This is a genomic window from Mesonia mobilis DSM 19841 (assembly GCF_000423405.1).
Taxonomy (GTDB): domain Bacteria; phylum Bacteroidota; class Bacteroidia; order Flavobacteriales; family Flavobacteriaceae; genus Mesonia; species Mesonia mobilis.
In genome coordinates this window covers 19,504-31,324 of sequence record NZ_AUHX01000004.1, presented here as the reverse complement: position 1 = coordinate 31,324, position 11,821 = coordinate 19,504, and the positions used below count along the sequence as shown (strand labels likewise).

The 11,821-nt window shown below is 34.7% G+C and carries 11 protein-coding genes; 2 read left to right on the top strand and 9 right to left on the bottom strand.

What is annotated here, in order from left to right; translation table 11 throughout:
* Positions 1–5: 5 nt before the first annotated feature.
* The 6 genes from G551_RS0102760 to G551_RS0102735 all read right to left on the bottom strand — a co-directional run bounded on the left by G551_RS0102760 (position 6) and on the right by G551_RS0102735 (position 6,372).
* Positions 6–461, bottom strand: coding sequence for a Fur family transcriptional regulator (locus G551_RS0102760; RefSeq protein ID WP_027884133.1), 456 nt, complete (start codon positions 459–461; stop codon positions 6–8).
* 23 nt (positions 462–484) lie between these two features.
* Positions 485–2,692, bottom strand: coding sequence for a RelA/SpoT family protein (locus G551_RS0102755; protein ID WP_027884132.1), 2,208 nt, complete (start codon positions 2,690–2,692; stop codon positions 485–487).
* Between the two features lie 31 nt (positions 2,693–2,723).
* Positions 2,724–3,959 (bottom strand): M48 family metallopeptidase, encoded by a 1,236-nt coding sequence (locus G551_RS0102750; RefSeq protein WP_027884131.1) that lies wholly within the window; start codon positions 3,957–3,959, stop codon positions 2,724–2,726.
* A 77-nt stretch (positions 3,960–4,036) separates the two neighbouring features.
* Complete coding sequence (locus G551_RS0102745) at positions 4,037–4,378, bottom strand: four helix bundle protein (RefSeq protein WP_027884130.1); 342 nt, start codon at positions 4,376–4,378, stop codon at positions 4,037–4,039.
* Between the two features lie 53 nt (positions 4,379–4,431).
* Positions 4,432–5,229, bottom strand: coding sequence for a TrmH family RNA methyltransferase (locus G551_RS0102740; RefSeq protein ID WP_027884129.1), 798 nt, complete (start codon positions 5,227–5,229; stop codon positions 4,432–4,434).
* A gap of 72 nt (positions 5,230–5,301) precedes the next feature.
* On the bottom strand, positions 5,302–6,372 hold the full coding sequence (locus G551_RS0102735; RefSeq protein WP_027884128.1) for a DUF3810 domain-containing protein: 1,071 nt from the start codon (positions 6,370–6,372) through the stop codon (positions 5,302–5,304).
* Positions 6,373–6,615: 243 nt separating this feature from the next.
* Here G551_RS0102735 and G551_RS0102730 point away from each other — a divergent pair, with 243 nt between their 5' ends.
* Positions 6,616–8,076, top strand: a complete 1,461-nt coding sequence (locus G551_RS0102730; RefSeq protein WP_027884127.1) for an aminoacyl-histidine dipeptidase — start codon at positions 6,616–6,618, stop codon at positions 8,074–8,076.
* Between the two features lie 534 nt (positions 8,077–8,610).
* On the opposite strand, the gene G551_RS16525 is transcribed toward G551_RS0102730, so the two are convergent.
* The 3 genes from G551_RS16525 to xerD all read right to left on the bottom strand — a co-directional run bounded on the left by G551_RS16525 (position 8,611) and on the right by xerD (position 10,948).
* Positions 8,611–8,847, bottom strand: a complete 237-nt coding sequence (locus G551_RS16525) for a hypothetical protein (protein WP_027884126.1) — start codon at positions 8,845–8,847, stop codon at positions 8,611–8,613.
* A 153-nt stretch (positions 8,848–9,000) separates the two neighbouring features.
* Positions 9,001–9,951, bottom strand: a complete 951-nt coding sequence (locus G551_RS0102715; RefSeq protein ID WP_027884125.1) for an aldo/keto reductase — start codon at positions 9,949–9,951, stop codon at positions 9,001–9,003.
* Positions 9,952–10,051: 100 nt separating this feature from the next.
* Positions 10,052–10,948, bottom strand: a complete 897-nt coding sequence (gene xerD / locus G551_RS0102710) for a site-specific tyrosine recombinase XerD (protein ID WP_027884124.1) — start codon at positions 10,946–10,948, stop codon at positions 10,052–10,054.
* Positions 10,949–11,059: 111 nt separating this feature from the next.
* On the opposite strand from xerD, the gene G551_RS0102705 reads away from it, so the two are divergent.
* Entirely contained in the window at positions 11,060–11,686 is a 627-nt protein-coding gene (locus tag G551_RS0102705; protein ID WP_027884123.1) for a porin family protein, read from the top strand.
* The last annotated feature ends 135 nt before the right edge of the window (positions 11,687–11,821 follow it).

The window sequence follows — 11,821 nt, the reverse complement described above, 5'->3', positions numbered from 1 at the left end:
AAAGTTTATTTGGATGTTTTTTTGGTTCCGTAAAAGTATAATGAGTGGTTATTGATGTCGATATCAAAAACCTCCTCTATGGTTTGTTTGATCGATTGAATTCTAGGATCACAAAATTCGATAACTTCACCGGTATCGGTTAAAATTACGTGATCGTGTTGTCTGTCGAAATAAGATTTTTCGTACTGCGCTTGGTTTTTACCAAATTGATGTTTTCTAACCAAACCACACTCCAATAGTAATTCTATCGTGTTGTATAAAGTAGCACGACTTACGCGATAATTTTTATTCTTCATCGTAATGTAAAGCGATTCGATGTCGAAATGCTCGTCACTATCATATATTTCTTGAAGAATAGCAAAACGTTCGGGTGTTTTACGGTGTTTTTTTTCTTCTAAAAACTTCGTAAATACGTTTTTAACTACGGCTTGGTCGTTTTTTTGTTTTTCTGTTTCTTCCATAATTCTGCCTGCAAATTTAAACTTTATTCACGGGTAACCTTATCAATTCCGTTTATTTTTTTCAGACGGTCCATTAATTTTTTCAGAATCGATTTGTTTTTCACAACAACCGTGATCTTTCCTTGGAAAACACTATCGTGACTTTCAAAAGAAATTTTTCGCATATCTACGTGAAGATTGTTAGAAATCTCTTTAGTCACCTCGCTTACCAAGCCTAAATTATCTAAACCATTTAATTTGATCACCGCAGAGAATTCTTGTTGAGAAGAATCGATCCATTTAGCCTGAATAATTCTGTAAGCATAATTACTTTGAAGCTGAATGGCATTAGGACAATCTTTTTTATGCACTTTAATACCTTCGTTCACCGTAATAAAACCAAAAACAGGATCTCCCGGAATCGGGTTACAGCAATTGGCAAGCTTATATTCTAGTTTTTCTTCTTCTGCACCAAAAACTAATTGGTCGTAATTATGAGTGATCTCTTCACGATCGATATCTTGAGGAACACTCGGTTTTCTAATTTTATTTTTGAAAAAAGAAACAAAAGCGTTACTTCTCGATGCCGCAAATTCTTTTAATTTGGTGTTATCGATCGTACCAATACCCACACGATAAAACAGATCTAAACTGGTTTTAAGTTTGAAGTATTTTACCAGTTGCGCAATGGTTTTATCGTTAAACGGAATTTTTTGCGCTTTTAATTTTCTCGTTAAAATCGCTTTCCCGTCTTCTGCAATTAATTTCTTTTCATCTTTTAAAGAAGATTTAATTTTAGAGCGAGCTCTTGCCGTATTAGCAAAATCTAACCAGTTATTGGTCGGTTTCGATTTTTCTGAAGTAATTATATCTACCTGGTCGCCACTTTTTAATTCGTGACTTAAAGGTACAAGTTTCCCATTTACACGAGCTCCACGTGTTTTTAACCCAATTTCGGTATGAATACTAAAAGCAAAATCTAACGGAGTAGCGCCTTTCGGTAACGACTTTAAATCTCCTTTTGGGGTGAATACAAAAATCTCTTTCGAGTAAAGATTCAGTTTAAATTGTTCAACAAAATCTACGGCATTCACCTCGTTGTTTTCTAAAGCTTCCTGTAGTTTATTGAGCCACTGATCTAAATTTTGATCTTCTTGCTCTCCTTCATTTTTGTATTTGTAGTGCGCTGCATAACCTTTTTCAGCAATTTCATTCATGCGTTCACTACGAATTTGTACTTCAACCCAGCGGCCTTTTGGCCCCATTACGGTAATGTGAAGCGCTTCGTAACCGGTAGATTTGGGTGAAGAGATCCAATCGCGTAATCGAGTAGGGTTAGGGCGGAAGTGATCGGTAACGATGGAATAAATTTTCCAAGCGAGAAACTTTTCATCTTCCGGTGTGCTTTTATAAATAATTCTAATCGCAAACTTGTCGTACACTTCGTCGAAAGTGATGTTTTGCTTCAGAATTTTTTTCCGAATAGAAAAAACCGATTTTGGTCTACCTTTTATCTCGTAAGCTAGCTTTTCTTTGTCTAAAGAATCTGAAATGATTTTGCTGAAATCTTGAATGTAAAGATCTTGATCTTCTTTACTTTCTTTCATTTTGGTTAAAATATCTTGATACACTTCTGGTTCAGTATATTTTAAACTTAGATCTTCTAATTCGGTTTTTATATTATAAAGACCGATTCTGTGAGCGAGCGGAGCGTAAATGTAAAGCGTTTCTGAAGCGATCTTTACCTGCTTATCGGCGCGCATCGAATCCATCGTTTGCATATTATGAAGACGATCGGCAATTTTGATGATAATTACCCGAACATCATCATTAAGCGTAAGCAACATCTTCCGGAAGTTTTCTGCTTGTAGAGAAACATCTCGTTCCGGTTTTAGATGACTTATTTTTGTGAGTCCGTCAACAATTCTTGCCACCGTATCACCAAACATTTGTTCAATGTCATTAAGCGTATAATCGGTATCTTCAACAACATCGTGCAACAAAGCCGCTGCAATAGAAGTAGCGTCTAGCCCAATTTCTGAAGCAACGATCTTAGCCACTGCGATCGGGTGAAAAATATAAGCTTCACCAGATTTTCTGCGTTGCTCTTTATGCGCATCTACTGCGGTTTCAAAAGCTTGCCGAATAAGCGTTTTATCGTCATCGGTTAAGGTGCGATAACTTATGCGTAGCAATTCTTTGTATTGCTTGGCAATTCTTTTGTTTTCTTTTTCTATTTCTTCTTCCGTCAAAACCATACGACTAATATACTAAAGTATGCGATTATTTCAGCTTTAAATTCTGAATTCGTTGTAAAAGTGTTGGGTGCGAATAATGAAAGAAAACGTACGCTCGATGTGGCGTAAGGTTACTTAAACTATTACTCGATAACTTTTTAAGACTACTAATTAACGGAGCGCTGCCAAAAGTTTCTTTTGCATAATTATCGGCTTGGTATTCAAACTTTCGGCTTAATAAATTCATTAATAATCCGGTGATTTCTGAAATTGGCGAATATAAAATTCCGAAGGCAATTAAACCGATATGAAAACTCACTTCTTCGACGCCCAAAGCTTTCGAAAGTAGCGGACTACTTACAAATAAAGATAATAACCAAAGTGTGAAGCCGGTAGTAATTATACTGGCAAAAAGGTTGAAGATGATGTGTTTCTTTTTATAATGACCAACTTCGTGGGCAAGAACAGCAACAATTTCATCTTCTTCAAGATCGTTAACTAAGGTATCGAAAAGCGTAATTCTTTTTTCGCTTCCAAAACCTGAAAAATAAGCATTGGCTTTTGTACTTCGTTTAGAACCGTCGATAATAAAAATTTTATCTAGCGTAAAACCAACTGTTTTGGCGTAAGCTTCAATTTTAGTGCGTAAACTGCCATCTTCTAACGGAGTTTGTTTGTTGAAAAGCGGCACGATAAGCTTGCTGTAAAACATATTCATCACCACAGAAAATACGGTAACCAGCGCCCAAGCATAGATCCAAAAATCTTTCCCGGCAAATTGATAGAACCAAATGATCAAAGCTAAAATTCCGCCGCCAAGAACCGCCATCATTAACCAACCTTTAATTTTATCGAAGAAAAAAGTCTTTCTAGTGGTTTTGTTGAAACCGAATTTCTCTTCGATCACGAACGTACTGTAATATGAAAATGGAGTCGTGAGAATATCACTACCGATCATGATAATTCCGAAGAAAATAAGCGCGATCAAAATATCATTATCTGTAATCGATCGAGCAATACCATCAACCCAAGCAAAACCATCTAAAAAGAAAAAAGCCAGCGTTAAAAGCAAAGAAAACCCCGAAGTGAGCATCCCAAATTTATAGCGGGTTTTCTTATAAGCTTGCGAGCGTTCGTATTCGGCTTCATCGTAAACATCCTGAAGTTCTAGAGGCAAATCATCTCCAAAATGCTTGGCGTTTAATGCATCTAAAACTTGATCGACGATAAAATCGAAAAGTAAAATGGCAATAATGATATAAAATACGGTTTGTGCAGTCATATTTTTATAATGAATAATGAATAATGAATAATGAATAATGAATAATGAATAATGAATAATGAATAATGAATAATTCTTTATTTAGAGGACTCGATAATTTTGAATAGAATTTTAAGTATTTCTAAAAGGTCATTATTTAAACCATTAAATTTTTCTTCAGTAATATAATGGGTGTCTTTAAGAAGTCGCAGCCAATAATTTGTTTCTCTAGCTTCTTTATAAGAAATACTCATTTTAGCTCTAAAGTCTTTTTTAGAAATACCTCCAATGGCTTCTTCTACATTTGCTCCAATAGAGGTTCCCGATTTTAAAATTTGCTTAGATAATACATATTCATTTTTCTGAATTAATATTTTATTCAATTCAATTATCTTGATAGCAAAGGCATAACTCTTTTTTGCAATTATATTTTCTTTCATAATTATGAATTTTAATCAATTACAATTTATTAATAATTAAATATTACTAATCACTAATTGAATTTCCGTTGTCTTTTCGCTTCAAAAATGAGAATTCCGGCAGCTACAGAAACATTCATCGAATCGATCTCGCCTTGCATCGGGATATGAATATTTTGAGTTGAATTTACTCGCCATTCTTCACTTAAACCATCAGCTTCCGTTCCCACCACAATCGCTGTGGCTTTTGTAAAATCTTGCTCGGTATAAATTTCAGATTCCTGTAAAATCGCTGAATAAATAGCAATCTCTTTTTCTTTTAAAAACTGAATAATTTCTGAAGTAGTTCCCGTGGCAATTTGATTAGTAAACACACAACCCACGCTCGATCGAATAATATTCGGGTTGTACAAATCTGTTTTTGGGTTAGCAATAATTACCGCATCTACCTTGGCAGCATCGGCGGTACGTAAAATTGCTCCGATATTTCCCGGTTTTTCAGGAGCTTCCGCAATGAGAATTAAAGGTTTTTCAGTTTCAAACTGAATGGCTTCTAAATTGTGCGTTTTAGTTTTTGCTACGGCTAAAATTCCTTCGGTACTGCTTCGGTAGGCGATTTTTTGGTAAACTTCCGCAGTAATTTCGGTAAGTAAATGTTCAGCAAAAGAGAAATTTTTTAGATCATCTTCCGCAAAAACTTCCGGACAAATAAAAACAGCTTCAAATTCATAGTTCGCTTTTAGAGCTAATTGAATTTCCCGAATGCCTTCCACCATAAAAAGTCCTTCTTTCTTTCGGTTTCTCGACTTTTCTTGAAGCTGTAAAAGTTGCTTAATGGTTTTATTTTGAGTACTACTTATTTGCTTGCGCATAGCTTGATTTTCTAGCCGGTAAAGGTAGTGATTTTAGAAAATATAACAGAATAAGCTCTTTTTGAGAATAGCTTATAGTTGATGCTCGCCTTCAAAATAATTTACCAAAAGCGCAACTACATAATTATAACTTTCGATGCCTTGTGGCTGATTGTTGGCTTTTAAATAACCACCATAGAAAATCTTAAAAAAAGGCTCGAGAGGATTTTCGTGTTCTTCCCAAAATTTATTTACTTCCCGGTAGTTTTTTATAATTCCTAAATTCAGCATCCCTATAATATTCTGCGCTTCACAAGGATCTGTCTGGTTTACTTCCCCTAAGCAATACTTCAATGCAAACGTATAACCGACATATTTAAAATAAGGATTCGGGTGATTCATCGTCGTTAAACACGCCATAAAATTAGCTTCATTTTCTTTTGCAAAACCAATTTGATGTCCCATTTCGTGACTCGTAGTACTGGGTAATTTAAACTTCGGAATTTGATTATTGACTTGCGCTTCACCGGTTAGCGGATTCAAATAACCATTAAATCCCATATAAGTTAGCGGAATACTGAATAAGGAAGGTTTTATGCTTCGACCTTGATAAGTTAATTCAGGATAATCATTTTCAATATTATGGTAACCTTCTACCGCAATTTTCCTGATTTCTGAATTTTTAAACTGAAAATCAACTTTTACGGTATCATTACCTACTAAATTTAGATGAAGTTCATTTGCTCTTTGCGCAAGTTGTTTTGTGAAATTTATCAATTCTTCTTGTGAATATTCGTGATCAATTTCTAACGATTGATGTAAAGGAAGTCGGTAATAATTTAACCCCCAAAATGCGTGAAAACAAAAATAGAGAATAGAAAGTGCAGCGAGACCTTCTAACATCCAATGTTTAGGTTTTTTAAAACGTGTTTTTATGCGGAAATAAATCCACCTTATTAAACCAATCACTAAAATACTATATAAAAAGTCACCTAATGAGAAAGGCAGCCAACCTAACGCATATCGCTCTGATTTCGAGATAAACGGATAAATCCCATTACTGTAATAGGTTTCTATCAACCGCGGAAATTTAGCCAAGATCGAAACCAAAGCCACCTGAATTGGCAATAAAAGCGCAAGTATAAAATGATGTCGTTGTTTCACAAGCTAAAAATACAAACTAAAGCTTGGGCGACAAATTTTATAATTGCTTCGAGAAACAATACCTTTGCGAAAATTGAAAATATTATGGTTTAAGCGTCATGCTGAACTTGATTAACTACGTTGAATCTTTGATTTCAGCATCTCATCATATATTTTAAAATTTGTTATGAGACCTTGAATCAAGTTCAAGGTGACGATAATTTACATTAATCATATTTTTAAAATATTATAAAAAACAGAAAAATGAGTCAAGAAATAAGAAATTTAGAACCAAAAGCGGTTTGGAACAAGTTTGCAGATTTAAATGCGGTGCCAAGACCTTCAAAACAAGAAGAGCGTGTAATTGCGTTTATGAAAGAATTTGGAGAGAATTTAGGTTTAGAAACGATCGTCGATCAAGCGGGAAATATAATTATCAAAAAACCGGCTACAGCAGGAATGGAAGACCGTGCGATGATCGTTTTGCAATCGCATTTAGATATGGTTCATCAAAAAAATAACGATACTAATTTCGATTTTGCTACACAAGGTATCGAGATGTATGTCGATGGCGATTGGGTTCGTGCCAATGGAACCACTTTAGGTGCCGATAATGGTTTAGGCGCTGCCGCAGCGATGGCGGTTTTAGAAAGTACGGATATTGCGCATCCGGCGATCGAAGCTTTATTTACGATTGATGAAGAAACAGGAATGACTGGAGCTAAAAATCTCGATAATTCGGTGTTAGAAGGTGAAATCTTATTGAATTTAGATACCGAAGAAGACGATGAAATTGGTATTGGTTGCGCCGGTGGTGTCGATATTACCGCTACTAGAACTTATGCAGAAGAGCAGGTAAGTGGTGAGGTTGAAGCTTTTCAACTTACCGTAAAAGGATTAAATGGCGGTCACTCGGGGATGGATATTATCAAAGGTCTGGGGAATGCCAATAAATTGATGAATCGAATTCTTTACAACTGTTTTGTAGAAGCCGATATTCGTATTGCTGAAGTAAATGGTGGCGGACTAAGAAATGCAATTCCGCGCGAAAGTGTAGCAACGATTGTGGTTGAAAAAGCCAGCAAACCTGCTTTCAAGAAGGCTTTTGAATTGATAAAAACTTCTATTGAAACAGAATTTAAATCGCTAGAAAAAAATCTTACTATTACTGCTGAAGCAACTTCAACTCCGGAAAAAGTGATGGAAAAAGAAGCGCAAGCAGAAATTTTAAAAGCACTCTATGCAGCGCACAATGGCGTTTTTAGAATGAGTCCCGATATTGATGGTTTAGTAGAAACTTCTAACAATGTGGCTAAAGTAAGTATCGCCAATGGTGAAGCTGAAGTTTCTTGTTTAACACGATCTTCTGTAGAATCCGGAAAATGGGATTTAGCTTACAGTCTGCGTGCCGGTTTTGAGTTGGCTGGTTTTAAAGCTCATTTTAGTGGTGATTATCCGGGTTGGGCACCAAATCCAGATTCAGCGATCCTGAAAGTTTTAGATGAATTATACCAAAAACAAACCGGAGAAAAAGCACATATCGCTGCTTGCCATGCCGGCTTGGAATGCGGGATTATCGGAAGCCATTACCCAAAAATGGATATGATCTCTTTCGGACCAACGATTCGTGGAGCGCATTCTCCAGATGAAAGAGCAAGTATTTCTTCTACTCAGAAATTCTGGAAGTTCTTAAAAGAAGTGCTTCAAAACATTCCGAAGAAATAATGTTTTAACTTTCATTGATGTGATGCTGAAATCAAAGATTCAACGTAGTTAATCAAGTTCAGCATTACGAATAAAAAAACTCCCGATCATTTCGGGAGTTTTTTTATAATTATCTTTTGTCACGCTGAGCGGAGTCGAAGTGTTTGCTTGGGTTTTATAATGAATATTTTGGTTTTCTTAGCAGGATGAGATTCCGGATCAAGTCCGGAGTGATGAGCTTTATAATTAAGACTAATCTGAAATAAAATCAATAATTCGAAATTAGATTAGGATTTTGCCTGCTATCCCAAATCCTTAAAATGATAATTTAATTTTTTGTTGTATCGTATTCATAAACAATTAAATAGTCGCGAACAATTTTTGTTCGAGCAGTTTTATGAGTAGTAGGTTTACCAATTTAAGGAAATTCAGCTATTAATTGAATTGCTTCTATAAATAACTTGTTCAATTTCTTACTGTAGGTACGTGATTTATTTCTGTTTATCCAATATAGGAGAATTTCTTTACGATCAAGTTGTGCTGTTAAAGACCAAATTATTTGTTTAGCCATTCTTCAATTTCTTGATTTGCTTTTTGATGAGTTAAAAATTTTCCATCTTTTACTTCTTTTCTAGATTTTTCTATGGAATGATGTTGAGCTTCATTTAATTCAAAAATCTCTTGAGTTTCATTTTCTCGATTCAGGTATTCATATAATTCTTTCAAAAGCGTTTTATCAGATGATAAATTTATCTGTTGAATTAATTTCTTTTTTATCTCTATCGTATTCATAACACAAGCTTTTTCTCTTACTAAGAGAGTTAAAATTAATTTAGAATAGTTAAGTATGCAAATATTAAATAAGCTCCAATGAATTGTTCTTTGGAGCTTTGTATAAATAATCAAAATCTCACCACTCAACTCTCACCACTCAAGTCTACTCAACTATTCATCAAAAATATTCTCGTAAGAATTTCCTTCGGTGGCAAATTGCGCATCACCTTTTACATAGCGATAATGTTTGTCAAGTTTTGCGATCTCTTGAAAATCTTCTTTGTCTAACTCATAACCTACACTTTGTAAATTTTGTTCGATTCTACCTTCATTGGTTGATTTTGGGATCACTGCCGTTCCGCGTAATTCTGCCCATTTAATTAAAATTTGTGCCGGACTTGCATTGTGCTTTTTAGCAATTTTTTGAATGACTTCATTCTCTAATAAAATCGGTTCATCATCAGCTTTCATATCTTCGGTTCTGTCGCCACTTCCTAATGGAGAATATGCGGTAAGGTTGATGCCGTGTTCACTGCAATATTCTAAAAGATCGTTTTGCTGTAAATACGGATGCAATTCAACCTGATTCATTTCCGGCATTTCTGTGGTTTCTTTTCTAAGGTTTTCTAGTTTGGTTGAACTAAAATTAGAAACCCCAACGTGTTTTACCAATCCTTGTTTTTTGGCTTCAAGCATCGCTTCCCAAGTTTCACTTAATGGCACTTCTTCTAACGATAAGAATTGTTCATCTTTTTCAGGAAATTTTACTTCCGGACTAAAAGCAACCGGCCAATGCATTAAATAAAGATCGAGGTAATCTAATTGCAAATCTTTCAAGGTTTGTTTTAATGCAGGGATTACATCTTCTTTTTTGTGTGCATTATTCCATAGTTTAGAAGTTACCCAAACGTCTTCACGTTTTACTTCACCGCTATCAAAAACTTTTTTAAAAGCATTTCCTACTTCATTTTCATTACCGTAAATAGCAGCGCAATCTATATGTCGATACCCATTTTTTAAGGCGTGTTCTACAGCATTTTCAACCATTTTAGGTTCAGATTTCCAAGTTCCTAAACCTACGGCTGGCATTTGATCTCCGTTCTTAAATTTTAAAGTTCTCATTTTTTTGTTTTTGTTTGAAGATAATAGGAAAGCTTAAAACTTCAAAAGCTACGGAAGAGTTTAGCACAACTTTAATAGCGAAACTTAACTAAGGTTAAATTTATTTTCTAGGATGAAATTTCTCTAACACTTCTTTTAAATGTGTACGATCTAAATGCATGTAAATTTCGGTAGTAATAATACTTTCGTGACCTAACATTTGCTGAATGCTTCGCAGATCGGCGCCATTTTCTAATAAATGAGTTGCAAAAGAATGTCGAAACGTATGCGGACTTATTTTCTTTTTCACTCCCGCTTTTACCGCAGTTTGTTTCACAATGGTAAAGATCATGGCGCGCGTGAGCTGTTTGCCTCTTCGGTTTAAAAATAAGGTGTCTTCAAAACCTTTTTGAATAGGAAGATGCACTCGAATTTGATCGATATATAAATTGATGTATTTTACCGTAAGCGGACTTATTGGCACCAACCTTTGCTTGTCGCCCTTCCCAACTACACGAATAAAACCTTCATCAAAATAAAGATCAGAAAGCTTTAGCTTTATTAATTCTGAAACCCGTAAACCACAGCTATACAGAGTTTCTAAAATACAGCGATTCCGTTCACCTTGCGGATGGCTTAAATCGATACTTTTAATTAATCGATCTATTTCTTCTGTAGAAAGTGTATCGGGTAATTTTCTGCCGATCTTTGGGGACTCTATTAATTCTAACGGATTGTCTTTGCGGTAATCTTCGAAAACCAAATAATCAAAAAAGCTGCGTAAGCCCGAAATTATTCTCGATTGTGATCGCGCACTCATCGATTTGGAAACTTCATAAATAAACTCCTGAATTTTTTCTTCGGAAATTTTTAAAGGAGAAATCTGTATTTCGTGCTCTTCAAGATAATTAATGAGTTTAACAATATCGTAGCGATAATTTTCGATAGAATTGGCAGATAAGCCTCTCTCTATGCGCAAGTAATGTTGATAATCGGTAAGTGCATGTTGCCATTTCACGCGTTAAAAATAGAGATTTACAGCTGAATATTTAAGTATATTTTAGTTTTTGCTTCAGAATTTTTTGTGAAATGCTAAGTTACATTTGCATTAAACAAAAAAACAAAAACTATGAAAAAAGTAATTTTAAGTTCGTTATTAGGTTTATTTGCTATTATAGGAGCAAAAGCACAAGCAGACTCAGACTTAGTACAAATTGGAGTAAAAGGTGGAGTAAACTTTGCTAATCTCACCGGAGATGATATTGGTGATACCAAAACAAGAACAAGTTTTAATGCAGGTTTTGTGGCGGAAATACCTTTTAGTGAGCGTTTTTCTATTCAGCCAGAGGTTTTATATTCTGGACAAGGTTTTGATATTGAGGAAATTGACCAAAACAATGAGTTTGATACCGATGACAACGTGGAAGCTCAATTAGATTATATTCAAATACCTTTATTAGCAAAAATCTATTTAGTGAAAGGTTTGAATATCCAAGCAGGTCCTCAAATTGGATTTTTAATTAATGAAGAGATTGATTATCAACCTACCGATGATGCCGGTGATATAGATACTGATGTGGCAGAAGATATCGATTTTAGTTTAGCAGCTGGGGTAGAGTACAAGTTTGATGGTGGTTTCTTTGTTCAAGGAAGATATAATTATGGATTCACTAATGTATTTAAGGAATCAGATCTTTTTGGAGACCCAGATATTAAAAATTCAGTATTTCAAGTAGGAGTAGGGTTTATGTTCTAAACATCCATAAAATATAACTAACCAAAAAAATCAAAAAAAGCCGATTTCTTATGAGATCGGCTTTTTTTTGTTTAAAATGAATTAATAAAGAGTTTAATTTATCAAATTTTTATAAAAATGTGGTTTTCCGTAAAA

Excerpts from the sequence above, each read along its gene's own strand:
- G551_RS0102745 (WP_027884130.1), bottom strand. The coding sequence starts at position 4,378 with ATGAAAGAAAATATAATTGCAAAAAAGAGTTATGCCTTTGCTATCAAG.
- G551_RS0102740 (WP_027884129.1), bottom strand. The coding sequence starts at position 5,229 with ATGCGCAAGCAAATAAGTAGTACTCAAAATAAAACCATTAAGCAACTT.
- G551_RS0102730 (WP_027884127.1), top strand. The coding sequence starts at position 6,616 with ATGAGTCAAGAAATAAGAAATTTAGAACCAAAAGCGGTTTGGAACAAG.
- G551_RS0102760 (WP_027884133.1), bottom strand. The coding sequence starts at position 461 with ATGGAAGAAACAGAAAAACAAAAAAACGACCAAGCCGTAGTTAAAAAC.
- G551_RS0102715 (WP_027884125.1), bottom strand. The coding sequence starts at position 9,951 with ATGAGAACTTTAAAATTTAAGAACGGAGATCAAATGCCAGCCGTAGGT.
- G551_RS0102750 (WP_027884131.1), bottom strand. The coding sequence starts at position 3,959 with ATGACTGCACAAACCGTATTTTATATCATTATTGCCATTTTACTTTTC.
- G551_RS0102705 (WP_027884123.1), top strand. The coding sequence starts at position 11,060 with ATGAAAAAAGTAATTTTAAGTTCGTTATTAGGTTTATTTGCTATTATA.
- G551_RS16525 (WP_027884126.1), bottom strand. The coding sequence starts at position 8,847 with ATGAATACGATAGAGATAAAAAAGAAATTAATTCAACAGATAAATTTA.